Origin of the sequence: Mesorhizobium sp. AR07 (assembly GCF_024746815.1) — a bacterium.
Lineage (GTDB): Bacteria > Pseudomonadota > Alphaproteobacteria > Rhizobiales > Rhizobiaceae > Mesorhizobium.
The window spans coordinates 1006707-1021442 of sequence record NZ_CP080528.1 but is presented as its reverse complement, the minus strand read 5'-3'; the positions used below and the strand labels follow the sequence as shown (position 1 = coordinate 1021442).

General features: G+C 60.8%; 5 protein-coding genes and 6 pseudogenes. 4 read left to right on the top strand and 7 right to left on the bottom strand.

From position 1 onward, the window contains the following. Positions 1 to 80: 80 nt before the first annotated feature. Positions 81 to 509: pseudogene (locus BPNPMPFG_RS41070) on the top strand (transposase); the annotation flags it as partial. Between the two features lie 115 nt (positions 510 to 624). Here the strand turns inward: BPNPMPFG_RS41070 and BPNPMPFG_RS41065 are convergent. Further along, the gene (locus BPNPMPFG_RS41065) at positions 625 to 5604 is read right to left on the bottom strand and encodes a C48 family peptidase (RefSeq protein ID WP_258598634.1); all 4980 of its coding nucleotides are present in this window, start codon (positions 5602 to 5604) and stop codon (positions 625 to 627) included. A 282-nt stretch (positions 5605 to 5886) separates the two neighbouring features. On the opposite strand from BPNPMPFG_RS41065, the gene BPNPMPFG_RS41060 reads away from it, so the two are divergent. Beyond that, the gene (locus BPNPMPFG_RS41060) at positions 5887 to 7806 is read left to right on the top strand and encodes a potassium transporter Kup (RefSeq protein WP_258598633.1); all 1920 of its coding nucleotides are present in this window, start codon (positions 5887 to 5889) and stop codon (positions 7804 to 7806) included. A 1114-nt stretch (positions 7807 to 8920) separates the two neighbouring features. On the opposite strand, the pseudogene BPNPMPFG_RS41055 reads toward BPNPMPFG_RS41060, so the two are convergent. After that, positions 8921 to 9181, bottom strand: a pseudogene (locus tag BPNPMPFG_RS41055) (DDE-type integrase/transposase/recombinase); the annotation flags it as partial. A gap of 262 nt (positions 9182 to 9443) precedes the next feature. Between BPNPMPFG_RS41055 and BPNPMPFG_RS41050 the strand changes: the two are divergent. Next, positions 9444 to 9916, top strand: a pseudogene (locus BPNPMPFG_RS41050) (transposase); the annotation flags it as partial. Here BPNPMPFG_RS41050 and BPNPMPFG_RS41045 read toward each other — a convergent pair. Then, positions 9914 to 10217 (bottom strand): annotated as a pseudogene (locus BPNPMPFG_RS41045) (transposase family protein); the annotation flags it as partial. The pseudogenes BPNPMPFG_RS41050 and BPNPMPFG_RS41045 sit on opposite strands and share 3 nt — an antisense overlap. 97 nt (positions 10218 to 10314) lie before the next feature. Here BPNPMPFG_RS41045 and BPNPMPFG_RS41040 point away from each other — a divergent pair. Continuing rightward, positions 10315 to 10425, top strand: a pseudogene (locus tag BPNPMPFG_RS41040) (DDE-type integrase/transposase/recombinase); the annotation flags it as partial. Positions 10426 to 10713: 288 nt separating this feature from the next. On the opposite strand, the gene BPNPMPFG_RS41030 reads toward BPNPMPFG_RS41040, so the two are convergent. The 4 genes and pseudogenes from BPNPMPFG_RS41030 to BPNPMPFG_RS41015 all read right to left on the bottom strand — a co-directional run. Further along, complete coding sequence (locus BPNPMPFG_RS41030; RefSeq protein ID WP_258598631.1) at positions 10714 to 11748, bottom strand: sensor domain-containing diguanylate cyclase; 1035 nt, start codon at positions 11746 to 11748, stop codon at positions 10714 to 10716. An 86-nt stretch (positions 11749 to 11834) separates the two neighbouring features. Next, positions 11835 to 13652: a sensor domain-containing phosphodiesterase gene (locus tag BPNPMPFG_RS41025; protein WP_258599141.1), complete on the bottom strand. Its 1818-nt coding sequence runs from the start codon at positions 13650 to 13652 to the stop codon at positions 11835 to 11837. Positions 13653 to 13998: 346 nt separating this feature from the next. Further along, positions 13999 to 14454, bottom strand: coding sequence for a GTP-binding protein (locus BPNPMPFG_RS41020; protein WP_413776977.1), 456 nt, complete (start codon positions 14452 to 14454; stop codon positions 13999 to 14001). 9 nt (positions 14455 to 14463) lie between these two features. Beyond that, positions 14464 to 14637, bottom strand: a pseudogene (locus BPNPMPFG_RS41015) (transposase); the annotation flags it as partial. Positions 14638 to 14736 lie beyond the last annotated feature (99 nt).

The following is a 14736-nucleotide window of genomic DNA, read 5'->3' as shown; positions in this document are numbered from 1 at the left end:
GTGGTGTCCACCTCCAAAGTGGACACTTCATGCCAAAACACGCTCAATGGAAAAAGGTGCAGAGAAATTCGCGCTTTCTCTCAAGTCAAGTTGAGCCACTACTCGACCAGATTGGCGGTCCGATCGGACAGTTTACTGCTGACGGCGCCTATGACGGAAAACCGACTTACGACGCAGTCATCGATCACAGCGCTGCCGCCGCAATCGTCATTCCGCCTCGTGCCAACGCGGTCGAATCATTCGACGATAGACCTCCCGGCCAAAGCGACCAGCATAATCGCCGCAATCGGCAGAGACGGCCGGATGAAATGGCAGGTCTCCAACGGTTATGGCAAACGCTCGCTGGTCGAGACCGCCATAGGGCGATAAAAGTCCACCATCGGGTGGCTTTGCGGGCCCGGTCGCTTCCCGTTCAGCAGACCGAAGTCGCCATCGGCTGCGCCGTCCTCAACCGCATGCTTGCCTGCGCACGCCCGAAATCCGCCCGCCGCAAGGCGGCCACGGCATAGTCTGCCGCTTCAAAGATCGACATCCGCTCAAGTCCGGACCCATGCACCAACGCCCCTGCGGAGGCCAATCAAAGCCGAGCATGCGAACCAGGACGCGCATGGTCGCGGTTAATAGTTATCTTTTGCGTTCAGGGAGCCACGGCGCCTGGGTCGGCTGATGAACACCGTCCGTTCGCGCATGTGAGGTCGAACTAATTGGCGGCGAAGGGGAGGCAGGCTCATCATCCAACAGTCGCCAGATTTCCGCTGGCTCGAATGCCATCATTGGTGGGGAGGCGGGTTCATCATCCAACAGCTGCCGGGGCTCCTCCTCGTGCGGCAAGCGCCTCATCAGCCGGTCTTGCAGCGCCTGCCGATCGGCGACGAGGTTGTCGAGGTGCAGCGGCTCGTGGTCCGGCCGCTGCCCGTCCACCAGTCGTTGAACCAGCGCCCGCGTGCCGTCCACCACAAAGACGCCGCAATCATAACGGTTCGGCTGTCTGGCCATGCGGGCTGGCGCCAAGGTGGCGTTCAGCAGCCCTGCGAGCTGTCTTGCAGGCGCGTCGTTGTATCCCTCTCGCTGGAGGGAGTCGTAGTGATAGGCGACCGGCCTTTCCCGGTTGCTGCGATCAACCAGCAGCAGCGACCAATGGGTGCCGAGGCTATGCTCAGTGGCATTGTTCACGGGCAGGAACAGGAAATCGGCTGTGTCGTTGCCATCCTGATCATAGACAATGCGGTGCAATGCGCATTCCCTATCGATTTCGCTGAAACCGCGCAAGCGCAGGGGACCATTGGCTATGAGGGGATCCACCAACTGCGTCTGGCCGGCGAGCCTCGGATCGATCCCCCGCAGCCGCTCCTCCAGCAAATCGTAATCCCTCTGGATATGGTCGGTGCTCAGCCACTCGTCGGCGCCAAGCACCGACCCCACGGGGACATTGGAAGAGGCTGTCGGATGCGACGCCCCGATCTGGGCATCGGAGGAGGTGGTGGTTGGCCTCGTCAGATCAACCACTGGAAGACCGCGGTAGGTTTCTGGCAGCCTAGCGGTTGCTGGCGAGACGGGTTGGGTAGTTCTTGCCAGTGGCGCTGCCGCTGGCGCAGCTTCACTCATCGGCGAAAGTTGCCCGCGATGGATGAGCTGAACGTCATCGGGCCCTCCCGGCCTGAAGACGGCGGCGGACCCTGTCCCTTGCATCATGGGCTGCCACTCCGTCTCGCGGAGCATCTGCCGCCGCTCCAACTCCTCGCTCAACCACGCCATAGCTTCGTCGTCCGAGGAGGCCGGCAGCGGAGAAAGCGCCAGCGGCGAGCCGGGCTGTCGAGCGCCCTGGTGATGACCCGGTACTGGCCCGGGCGGATTGGGATTAACCGCTGCCTCAAAATCGCCGTAGGCGTCTGAGCGAGCCCTGACATAGTGCACTGGCGCTGCTTCCGACGCTGGCCACATACTCCAATCAATGTTGAGCGGCATCTGCAGCGACCAGGTTGACGTGGACCTGGCAGGTTCCTGCCGTCCAGCTTGGATTATGTCCTGCGCCAGCTCAGGGGGAACCTCGGACCATGGTGGGCCGTCTTCAACCATCAGATCCTGATCGTAACCTTCCGGCCGGACCAATGGCCAAGTAGCAGGTCCCTGCTGCGCAGCGGCGTCCCCGACGGCCGTCGCGACCGCATGCGGCGCCGCGGCGTCTTCGTACCCGCTCCCCTGCATCATCGGCCGTGCCTCCCATGGAGATGCACCCAGTTGATGGGTGGGGCCCGGCGTCAGCAGGCGACCGCCTGAATTAGCGATCCCGTTCAGCGGCGGCTCTGCAGCAAGGCCTTGCGGAACGTCCAGGGTCCTCTGCCTCTTCGCTGGCCTCAACCCAGCTGTGTCATGCTCATCGTCGATGAAGGCCTCCTCGCTTGGCAGGAGGTTGCTCCAGGCAGGTGCACCCATCAGCTCGTTCCGGGACCGCTGGTGATTGGACTCTCCGGGATTCGGTGCCTGGTCATGGCGCGCGGCGGGCTCTAGAAATGACGACGGGCCAGGTGCGTCCATCAGCCCCAAACGCATATCCTGATCGTGCGCTTTCGCAGGAAGCTCTTTTGCCAAACTGCCAGCCCGGTGCGACGCGCTGTGCTGCGCAGCGGCGTCGCCGACCCGCCTCCGCTCCATCGGTGCCGCGTTTTCGGAGTTGATGAGCGTCACGTTCTGGGGGGGAGGATTCAGCTTAGCGCGGCCTGCGATCGGCACGACGCCCGTCGACCGCAAGGTCCGGAGATGACCTATTGCCGTAAGGAGTCTCGCGGGATCGCCCTTTCCGATGAACTCGAGCACCTCACCGCCATCGCTCAGCGACTTGCTGTCGATCCGAGCAACAATGCTCGATTTGTTGTTTGCGAAGAGCCAACCACCAAACCGGCGAAGAATACTAACATTGTTCTTGACGGTGAGTTCGGCGGCACCTCCATTGATGAGAGCCTCCTCAAGGCCCAAAATAAGGGAAGCATCCTGGGGATAGAGTGGCTGCTGTTTCCGAGGCTGCTGGATCCTGCGAAGCCGAGTTAATTGAGCCGGCCGCAGCGCTGAGGACGACGGGCCTTGTTCGTCCATCAGCCCCAAAAGCACATCCTGATTGTGGGCAGCCGCAGCAAGCTCCTTTGGCCAAGCGCCAGCTTCCTGCGACGCGCTGTGCTGCGCAATCGCCTCGCCGATCCGCCTCGGGTCCATCAGTGCCGCGTCCTCGGGATCAGGAACGGGGGGAATATGGCGCTCGAGCTCCATCGCTTTAGCGCCGGCGTCCGATTTTCGCAGATAATTCAGTGCGGAACCGATCCTTGGATCACCACCGGCGTCCTTCCTATAGCTCTTGACATCTCCATTCAACGCCTTGCCGGAAAGCCGACCAGCAATGCCCTTCTTATTGTTTTGACGCAGGTAGTCACTGAAGCTCCTGAGAGCAGTTGCATTCCTTTTGCCGGTCTGTATCGCTGCTTTGTCTCTGTACTCTTTGATGAGAGCGGCGATGAGAGCCGCGTCCTCCGGATGCGGAGTCAACTCAGCGCGGCCTGCGATCGGCGCGATTCCGCCCGTCGACTGCGAGGTCCGGAGATGATTTATTGCCGGAAGGAGTGTCTTGGGATTACGCTTTCCGATGAACTCGCGCGCATCCTCGGTCAGCGACCCGTGGTCGAGCCGATCCTTAATGGGATCTTTGTTGTTTGCGAAGAGCCAGCGGCCAAAGCTGAGAAGAGAACCTACATAGTCGTTGGCGGTGTGCTCGGAGGCGTTGCCCTTGATGAGGGCTTCCCTGAGGCCCGAAATAAGCGGAGCATCCTGGGGATAAAGAGGCTGGTTCCTTCGAAGCCGAGCTGACTGAGCCGGCTGCGGCCCCGAAGACGACGGGCCCTGTTCGTCCCTCAGCCCCAAACGCACATCCTCATCGTGGGCTGCCGCAGCAAGCCAACTGCCAGCTTCCTGCGACGCGCTGTGCTGCGCAATCGCCTCGCCGACCCGCCTCGGCTCCATCAGTGCCGCGTCCTCGGGATCAGGAACGAGGGGAATGTGGCGCTCGCGCTCCATCGCTTTAACGCCGGCCTCCGATTTTCGGAGATGATCCAGTGCGGCATCGATGATCCGATCACCATCGGCGTCCTCCTTATAGCCCTTGACATCTCCATCCAACGCCCCGCCGAAAAGCCGACCAGCAATGCCTTTCTTGTTGTTTTGACGCAGGTAGTCACTGAAGCTCCTAAGAGCAGTCGCATTCCTTTTGCCGGTCTGTATCGCTGCTTCGTCTCTGTACTTCCTGATGAGAGCCGCGTCCTCCGGATAAGGAGTCAACTCAGCGCGGCCTGGGATCGGCACGATTCCGCCCGTCGACTGCGCGGTCCGGAGATGACCTATCCCCGTAAGGAGTCTCGCGGGATCGCCCTTTCCGATGAACTCGCGCGCATCATCGGTCAGCGACCCGTGGTCGAGCCGATCCTCAATGGGATCTTTGTTGTTTGCGAAGACCCAGCGGCCAAAGCTGAGAAGAGAACGTACAGTATTCTTGGCGGTGTGCTTGGAGGCGTTGCCCTTGAGTAGGGCGTCCTTAAGCCCAAAAACAAGCGGAGCATCCTGAGGATAAAGAGGCTGGTTCCGAAGCCGAGTTGACTGAGCCGGCCGCAGCGCTGAGGACGACGGGCCCTGTTCGTCCATCAGCTCCAAAGGCACATCCTGATCGTGGGCTGCCGCAGCAAGCCAACTGCCAGCTTCCTGCGACGCGCTGTGCTGCGCAATCGCCTCGCCGATCCGCCTCGGGTCCATCAGTGCCGCGTCCTCGGGATCAGGAACGAGGGGAATATGGCGCTCGAGATTCATCGCTTTAACGCCGGCGTCCGATTTTCGAAGATGAGCCAGTGCGGAACTGATGGTCTGATCACCGGCGTCCTCCTTATAGCCCTTGACATCTCCATCCAAGGCCCCGCCGAAAAGCCGACCAGCAATGCCCTTCTTGTTGTTTTGACGCAGGTAGTCACTGAAGCTCCTAAGAGCAGTTGCATGCCTCCTGCCGCTATGTGTCGGGGTTTGGTTTCTATACTCTTCGATGAGAGCCGCGTCCTGAAGATACGGAGTCAACTTAACGCGGCCTGGGATCGGCACGACGCCCCCCGTCGACTGCGAGGTCCCGAGATGACCTATTGCCGTAAGGAGTCTCGCGGGATCGCCCTTTCCGATGAACTCGCGCGCATCCTCGGTCAGCGACTGCTTGTCGAGCCGATCCTTAATGGGATCTTTGTTGTTTGCGAAGAGCCAGCGGCCAAAGCTGAGAAGAGTACCTACATAGGTCCTGGCAGTGCCCTCGGCGGCGTTGCTCTTGATGAGGGCCTCCTCAAACCCCGAAATAAGCAGAGCATCCTCGGGATGAAGAGGGCGCTTGTTGAGCCTTCTGGATCGAGTTGACTGAGCCGTCTGCGGCGCCGAGCCGGCCGGCATTGCTCCACCACCTCCACCTGAATTGGCGATCTCGCTCAGTTGCCGCTCAAATGCCGCCGCACCTGCGGACGGAGCCGCACGTGAGCTCTCTTGCAGGCCGGCCCTGTTCGATTGTCCGTGCACCCGCTTGGTCGAGGTGAAATCCATCCGTTCTCACTTTCAGCAATACAAGCCCGTTTGAAGCTGGGCTTGGATCTGACATAGGGAAGCTGTCGAGAACCTGACGACAACGTGCCCGCCAAGACAGCATGGTGAGCGCGTCCTAGCCGCAGCTTTAGTATGGTCTCACAATGATCTCACTCTCTCTTCGAGGTTGATGAGTCTGCCGAGCGGAAGACTGGCAATGCCAGAACGGAGTCATTACGCGACGGCACTTGATATTGCAGTGCAGCAAGCGTAGAGGACCGCGCGCTTATCGGAGTGTCGTCCATGGCCCTTACCAATACTGGTAGTGAGGCAGAACCCGTCGAACAATCGAGCCATTCGGAAGTCGAGCAGCACAGCACCAAGGTTCTGATGCTGGGCGCGCTCGGTGTCGTCTATGGGGATATCGGTACCAGCCCGATCTACGCCTTTCGCGAGGCGCTGGTGGCGTCGTCGGGCGGCAATGTCGCCCAGCGCGGCGATATTCTCGGCGTTCTGTCGCTGATCATCTGGTCTCTGACGATCATCGTCACCATCAAATATATCATGTTCGTGCTGCGCGCCGACAACCGCGGCGAGGGCGGCGTGCTGTCGCTGATGGCGCTGGCGCAGGGCAGTTTTCCGAAGCGCTCGGCGCTGATGCTCGGCATCGGCATCGTCGGGGCATCGCTGTTTTTCGGTGACGCCGTCATCACGCCGGCGATTTCGGTGCTGTCGGCGGTCGAGGGCATGAATGTCGTCACGCCGACCTTCCAGCCTTATGTCGTGCCGCTGACGCTGGTCATCCTTGCCATGGTGTTTGCGGTGCAGCGCTTTGGCACCGGTGGGGTGGGCCTGGTATTCGGCCCGGTGACCGCAGTTTGGTTCCTGGCCATCGGCCTTTCCGGTCTCAACCACATCATCGCCGATCCGGAAATCCTGTGGGCGATCAGCCCGCACTACATCGTCGCCTTTCTGATCAATTCGCCCGACGTCGCTTTCGTCACCATCGGCGCTATCTTCCTCGCAGTCACCGGCGCCGAAGCGCTCTATGCCGATCTCGGCCATTTCGGCCGCAAGCCGATTGTGCTGGCCTGGCTGGCGATCGTGTTCCCTTGCCTGCTGCTCAACTATGCCGGACAGGGCGCATTCGTGCTGGCGCAAAATGGCGTGGTCGGCCACCCGTTCTTCGAGATGAACGAGGGCTGGACGCTGATCCCGATGGTCGTGCTGGCAACGGCCGCGACGGTGATCGCCAGCCAGGCGGTCATCTCTGGCGCCTTTTCGCTGACCAGGCAGGCGGTGCAGCTCAACATGCTGCCGCGCCTGGAAATCCTGCACACATCGGAAAGGCAGTCCGGCCAGATCTATATGCCGCGCGTCAACCTCTTGCTGGCGCTGGTGGTGATGATGCTGGTCGTCGGTTTCGGTGAGTCCAGCAAGCTGGCGTCGGCCTATGGTATTTCGGTTACCGGCAACATGCTGGTGACGACGGTGCTGCTCTATGTCGTCATGACGCGCATCTGGAAATGGCAGCTGTGGCTGGCAGTCTCGCTGACGGCGCTGTTCGGCTTCATCGATGTCGGCTTCTTTGCCTCCAACATCGTCAAGGTGTTCGAGGGCGGCTGGGCTTCGCTGGCCGCGGCCTTCACCATTGTGCTGGCTATGTGGACGTGGTTGAGGGGCAGCCGCTATCTGTTTGACAAGACCCGTCGCAACGAGATCCCGCTCGATTTCCTTGCCGGCAATCTCTTTAAGAAGAAGCCGCAGCTGGTGTCCGGCACCGCCGTGTTCCTGACCAGCGACCCGCTCAGTGCACCGACCGCGCTGATGCACAGCCTGAAGCACTACAAGGCGCTGCATGAGCAGAACGTCATCCTTTCGGTGGTGACGGCACCTCAGCCTGTCGTGCCCGACAGCGAGCGCGTCAAGATGGAAACGGTCAACGAGCTGTTCATGCGAGTGACGTTGACGTTCGGCTACATGGAGCAGCCCAACATCCCGCGCGCGCTGGCGATCTGCCGCAAGCAGGGCTGGAAGTTCGACATCATGACGACATCGTTCTTCCTGTCGCGGCGCTCGCTCAAGGCTTCGCCCAATTCCGGCATGCCGGTTTGGCAGGACAAGCTGTTCATCGGACTGGCGCGCACGGCGGCCGACGCAACGGAGTATTTTCAGATCCCGACCGGACGTGTCGTCGAGATCGGGACGCAGGTGGCGATTTAGGGCATGCTGCGGTTGAGCAGAATCAAATTGGAATTCACGAGGGTGTAAATGCTGGCGGGCGGAGGCCAGCATCGGATAGCGACACCTTATTCAAGATGATGGAATGGTGAGCGACTCAGACGAGGGATGGCCACCCTCCTGAACGGTCAGTGTCGGTGCCCATCATCAAGATTTTGATATCAACGTTAGCAGCAGCCGAGCCGGGATTGGCCCCTGGTGGTCCGAAATAGCGGAGGAGGCCTACAGCGCCAATGCCCTCTTGAGATCATCACGCATCAAGGCGCGCCCGCCTCGGGTTCATCTACCGATCGGGCGGCCACCGCCTTGGCAACATCGCCCCAGATCGCAGTCCCGTGGCGACATCCTTGATGATCGTTGGCGCCTGCGCGAGTGTGAGCGCGAAGAACTCGGACGCGCAAGAATTGGATCGTCACATCGCCGCACATATTCGGTCGGAGCGGGCAATGGCTTTGATATGCTCCGGTAGCTCGGCATTCCGGTCTATCAAGACTCGCCGCCAAGGGCGCAGGCTTCAATAAGGCGAAGATCGCGGTGGCGAGCAAGCTCGCCGTTATCCTCCACGCCATGTGGAAGACGAACGAGCCGTTCCGCCACTCTGCTGCTGCAGCCTGAGGAGGAGCTTTCGATTCCCTAACAACTCCAATTCCCGAGATGCGTCCTTGCCGGGACGCTGCACGGATGAGGTCGCTACCACGCATGCGGTCCAACGGAACCGCGAACACCACTTCGACCCACCCGTTCCAACGCAAACATGCGGCGATCCTTGCGATCGACCCCGGAGAGAACCCTGAGCCCGGCACGCGCTGCATCAACGAGTAGAAAGGAGCCCGTTGACAAAGGCGATTAGAGAACCTGATGGGACACGACCCGAGATGGAGTAGCCTGCCTGCTCATAGGGACCGGTCTGTTCAGGGTGTGTGTCGTCAGCAGGCTTGCTCGGGCGGTCGGATCCATATAGCTCGCGGCGACAGAGGTAGCGCCAGACGTTCAACCGTCGTCCGCCGCGACTTCCTGCGCAATTCGTGTCTAACAAGGAAGAAAGGCGTTGTCACGTTGTTTGAAATGTGGCCGCGTGAGGCCGATACCGCGCTTTTCAGGCAGGCCGTGCACTCACGGCTTCCCACGCGGCCATGGCTTGGCGTCGATGGATTCGAATTTGTGCTGCGGAGCGGTTGGTCTGGGATGGGACGAAGAGATTTCGGACGGCGGAGAAGATCGACACGAAATGCTGCAATGAGCCGACCGACCGGAAACCCTGTCGCGTTCGTGCCCGTTTTCGGAACGGCAGATGAGAATTCTCCGCCCGGTTGTTCAAGCCTTTATGCGAGCGGTGTTCCACGTTCGGCATGAGCTGAAGGATTTCGACGCATTGAGCGATCGATGCGGGATCCCTGGTGGCCACGAAGTGGAAGAAGCTGCGGATCGCGGCAAGCCGGCATTGGCGGGTCCTCTGTTGGTCGATTGACCCGCAGAGGTACCAAGAAAGAGGATTATCGGAATCCGGCGTTGGCCGTAGCTGCATGATTGAGGTGCAGAACGAAACAGCCTGACGTCGGTAAAGCGGGTGTGAGAAGGCGACGACCCGAATGGGCGCAACGATCGAACAGATCTGGATCTTGCCCGAGCTGGTCCGGGAAGAGTGTCGGGACCTCATCGACCAGATTGCCCAGAAGACGGAACGGATCGAGGCCAAGACGGGCCAGCTCAAGAAGCTGGCGTCACAGACCGGTACGGCGCGACGGCTGCAGACAATGCCGGGAGTCGGCCCGCTGACGGCGCTGGCGACCGAGAATTTTCGGACCCGATATGGCAAGCTTCAAACGTGGCCGTGACTTCGCAGCCTGGCTGGGCTTAGTCCCGCGGCAACATTCCTCAGGGGGCAAGGAGAGGCTCGGACGGGTTTCGAAGGAAGGACAAGCCGACATTCGCCAGTTGCTTCATCATCGGGGCGATGTCACGGCTGAACTGGCTAGGGCGCAAAGCGATCTCCAAGGGATCCTGGCTGGGGCAGATGCTGGCAAGGAAGCCACGTATGCTGGTGGCGATCGCCCTGGCGAACAAGATGGCCAGGACGATTTGGGCTATGCTCGGTGATCATACGCTTTGGCGGCAGACCCTGCTTCTTCAGAAGTCGCGTCAGCAGGCGCTTCATCCAGATGCCAGACATCATCTTTCGTTGGTGCCTTGCGGCGTATGCGGCGCGCATAATCAGGGCCGTGCTTTCGGCACCATCGGCGGATGGTCTCGTAGGAAACGACGATCCCGCGATCGAGCAGCATTTCCTCGACATCGCGCAGGCTCAGATTGAAGCGGAAGTAGAGCCAGACAGCACGGGCCACGATTTCGATCGGATAGCGGTGGTTCTTGTAGGTCGATGCACTCACGGTCATGGACGCGCTGCTACCTCAATTTCCTTACCCCTCAATCAATGTGACAGCACCCACGCGATGGATGGCCTGCAAGCCCGGCTTCTTCCTGCCGGTCCGAGTCGTGGTGCGCATCAACGGTCAGAAATGCTGGTTGTGGAGAGCGGTTGATCAGGACGGATATGTGCTCGACGAGATTGTCCAGACGCGTCGCAACACCAAGGCCGCCAGGCATCGGGATCAAGCGGCGGCTTTTTTAGCACCGCGACGAAGCCGAATTCGGTCGCGGGTCGCGGGTCGCGATGTCGCTGCGCATCTGCATCCACAGACGAATCCCAAGCGCTTCGAGGAAACGGGGCCGCTGATCGTTGCGCGCGGCGAGGGCATCCGCGTGTTCGACGATGCGGGCAAGCCGCACATCGATGCCATGGCCGGCCTGTGGTGCGTTCGCTGGCTTCAACAACCGGCGGCCGCGAGAGATGGCGGGCGAACACGAACTCCCATCGATGCGCTCCTTTGATCAGGCCGCGTCGGGACCTTCCGATGCGAGGAGCAGTGCGACTTCGACGCGGTTTCGGCCTTTATGCTTGGCCTTGTAAAGGGCGGTGTCGGCGGCGAGAAGCAGGCCTTCCGGCATCCTGATCGTCCCGCCCGATCGTGACAGTGCGGTTGCTGAACCAATGCTGACGGTGACGCGTCCGCCGCCGTCCGGATTGTCGCCATGAGGCAGGCCGAGGTTTTCGATTGCGAGCCTCAGCCGTTCCGCTATTTCAAGTGCTTCCTCGCCATCGGTATCAGGCAAGATGACGGCGAGTTCTTCCCCTCCGTATCGCGACGCCAGATCCCCGGGACGATGAAGCACGTCTCTTATAGCGGCAGCGACGGCACGAAGACAATCATCGCCTACCTGATGACCGTATCTGTCGTTAAAGCCTTTGAATCGATCGATATCGAGCAACAGCAAGGACATCTGTCCAGCGCTGCCAACGGTGCGTCGCCATTCCCTGTCCAAGGTCTCGTCGAAGGCTCGGCGGTTGCCCAGACCGGTCAGTCCGTCCGTCATCGCGAGCGAGCGGAGCTGTTCTTCTAGCCGTTTGCGTTCTGTTATATCTCTCATGATCAGGACGAAGTCGCCTGGAACGCCAGTTACCGGATCACGGACGATGCGCGCCTTGCTCTCCACCCAGACAGTTTCCCCATCCTTGCGCCGGATCTCGATCGCAAGCGGCTCGCCTTCATCTGCCCCGGCAAGCAAGAGTGCGGCGGCCGCAGCGATGTTTTGAAGATGCTCCGGCGGGACGAACGCCTCCGGACCATGCCCCACCATTTCCTCCGGCAGCCATCCCAGAAGTCGGGTGCATGACGGTGAAACGTAGCGTGCCTTCGTGTCCGGTCCGAGTTGCATGATGACGTCACCGCTGTTCTCAGTGAGCATCCGGAAATTCGTTTCCTCCGGAAGAATGTCCGAACGGATAGCCAGGCCTGCCGATGACTGCCCGGACCCGGGGCGACCGAAAGCCTTGCGAATAAGCTGTGACGCGGATGGCATGCGCATATTTGTCTCCTCTTCGGACACTTTTCTGCGGGGCGCCGCAGCATTCTGTATCGCCTGTTCAAGCCACCCCCAGGGAGGGATTTGTGTCAGGCGATCAGATCGATTGGGTTCGCTATCCCGCTCGCTACCCTAGTCTCCTCAGCCGGTGGTCGCCCGAACCGCTTCAGAAGGCCTTTCGCTATTTGACGTGGTACCGCTTGCGAAAACAGATACCCCTGACCGAGCTGGCACCCGATCTCCGCAAGTAAAACGGCCTGGGCTTCGTTCTCGATGCCTTCGGCGATGACCTGGATGTCGAGCTTGTGGGCGATGCCGACCAAGCCCTCGACGATCGCCAGGCTCGGATCCCCCTGGACAAGGCGGTCAATGAAGGATTTGTCGATCTTGATGATATCGACGGGCACCGTCAGCAGATGCGTGAGCGAAGCGAAGCCGGTTCCGAAATCATCGAGCGCGACGCGCAGGCCATGGGCCCGCAACGCCTTGATCTCTCGAGCCACGACCGGATCGCGCTGGCCGAGATAGACCGACTCCGTGACCTCCAAAATGATATGCTTCAACGGAACGTTCTCGCGGCCGAAGGCGGCTTCGAGACGCGCGTAAAGCGTGCCGCTATGAAAATCGGCTGAGGTAATGTTGATGCCGACATGCTGCAACGGAATACCTTGATCCAGCCACGAGCGCGCGTCCGCTGCGACGATCGCCATCATGCGTTCCGTCAGATGCGAGGCGACGCTGACATCGGAGGTTGCCTGGTGAAAAGCGGCGGCGGAAACGATCTCTCCATCCGGCTTGCGAAGGCGGCAGAGGGCCTCCATGCCGACGATCACGCGGGTGTCGAGCCGCAGGATCGGCTGATAGAACGCGTCGATCCGGCCTTCGCGCAAAGCCACGTCAACATCACGGATCACCTCGATCCGGGTCTTGATTGCGCTGCCGATTCCCGGCGAGTACAGCACGAAGCCGCCTCGCGAAGTTTCCTTCGCGTGGTAGAGCGCGAAATCGGCGTTTTGGCGCACGCTTTTCGCATCGACGTCCCCCGCCGACAGCACTGCGCCGCCGATGGTAGCCTGTGCCAGGATCATGTGCCCGTCGCAGTCGGCGGGCACAGCCAGAGTGTCGAGAATATGATGTGCCGTGCTCTCGATGCCGGCGGCCGCTCCGGCTCGCTGCAGGATCACGGCGAACTCGTCGCCGCCCATGCGGAACACACGGTCAGGCGCTACGCTTTCGGCGAGACGTGACGCCACCGCCTGTAGCAAAGCATCGCCGGCCGCATGGCCGAAAGTGTCGTTGATAGTCTTCAGGTTGTCGAGGTCGATGATCAGGACCGCCCAGGCGCTAGGTTGGCCAAAGGTCAGCCGCTCCAGGGCGACGTCCAAACTCGCCCGGTTCGGCAGGCTGGTGAGTGCATCGACATAGGCTCCATGCTCTCGCTCGACGACCCGCCGGTGACGCTCAAGCGCGATGGCGCACAGAGAGGTACACGAGGCGACGACCTCCTCCTCGCGCGGGGTGGGGCCGCGCTTCTCCGTAAAGTACAGGGCAAAGGTACCGAGCACCGCGCCCGCTGCGTCGCTGATCGGGCTCGACCAGCAGGCCTTCAGGCCCAGCCCCAGGACGGGCTCCTTGAAGTTGATCCAACGCGGGTCGGTCGCGATGTCCTTCGCAGCCACGGCTTTTCCGAGATAGGCCGCACTGCCGCAGGAGCCCACCAGCGGGCCGATCGTCAGGCCTTCGAGAAGAGCCATATATTCATTCGGGAAGCTGGAACCTGGGAGGGGATGCAACAAGCCATTACCGTCAACGCGCAGGACGGAACACCTGACGTCCGGCAACAGTTTCTCGATCTGGTGGCAAAGACGGTCCGTCGTCGCTTCGAGCGTTTCGCCCCTGGCGATCATTTCGAGAATATTGTTCTGGAGATGCAGCACGTTAACCGCCAATACGTGTGCCTAAATACCCTGTAGAATTCCTGGTGAAATCACCCTGATAAGGCGCAGCGCACAAGATGACAGTGTCAGGTAATTCTTTATAAGTGTTATCTTTCGCCACTAACAAACCGCCAGGAACCATTGATCAGAGGCAGAAGGCAGTTGGGATGCAGATGGCCGAGAAAGGCGGATGCAGGTCCACGGATTTTCAGGTAAGTACAAGGGCGAGGCTGTCGGTCCCCCCTCAGACTGGCAGCCAAGCAGCGGACTGCGTTCCCAATAGTTTCAGCGTGAAACCCGGCCGGCATTTCAACGCTCATGCGACCTGTTTCTCCCAGCTGGGAAACGGGTCAGGCAGATCGCGCCAGCGACCAGGCGTGAAGTCGAGTTCGGGCACAAGACAGGCATCGAGTTCGGCCCGCAGGGCCGCCTCGTTCATCGGATCGCAGCCGATGAAGACGATCTCCTGCCGGCGGTCGCCCCAGATCGGATCGAGATAGGGCTTAATCGCGGCCTTCCATTCGGGATGATCCGGCCATTGATCCTTTGGCACGGAAGCCCACCACAGCCCTCGCTTGCCGGTGCGGATGAGCGCGCCAGCCTGGCTGATCTCGCCGACATAGTGGGGCCGCGTGGCCAGCCAGAAGAAACCTTTCGTTCGCACGACGCCGGGCCACGATCTGTCGGTGAAGTCCTTGAGCTTCATCGGGTCGAAGGGCCGCCGCTCGCGGTAGACGAAGGAACGGATGCCGTATTCCTCCGTCTCGGGCACGTGGTCCCAGCGCGGATCATCGATGCAACGCGCCAGACGGTCGGCCACCCGCAGTCGTTTTTCCACCTCGGCCAGCACCAGAACGCCACAGTTGGAGGACAACATGCCGCCGTCGAAACGGGCGACGACGGACTTGCCGCCCACTGATGACAAACCGCTCAGCGGCAGGGTAAGATCATTCATGGCGGGTGTGGTCTCCGGGAAATGATTCGGATCGGCTTTAGCAACCAAATCCTACGTCATTTCAACGGCTTGCGCCACATCCGCCAACCACCCTGAATT

Bases quoted from the DNA above. Each gene is read 5' to 3' on its own strand.
- BPNPMPFG_RS41030 (WP_258598631.1), bottom strand. From the start codon at position 11,748: ATGCGCATGCCATCCGCGTCACAGCTTATTCGCAAGGCTTTCGGTCGC.
- BPNPMPFG_RS41065 (WP_258598634.1), bottom strand. From the start codon at position 5,604: ATGGATTTCACCTCGACCAAGCGGGTGCACGGACAATCGAACAGGGCC.
- BPNPMPFG_RS41060 (WP_258598633.1), top strand. From the start codon at position 5,887: ATGGCCCTTACCAATACTGGTAGTGAGGCAGAACCCGTCGAACAATCG.
- BPNPMPFG_RS41025 (WP_258599141.1), bottom strand. From the start codon at position 13,652: ATGATCGCCAGGGGCGAAACGCTCGAAGCGACGACGGACCGTCTTTGC.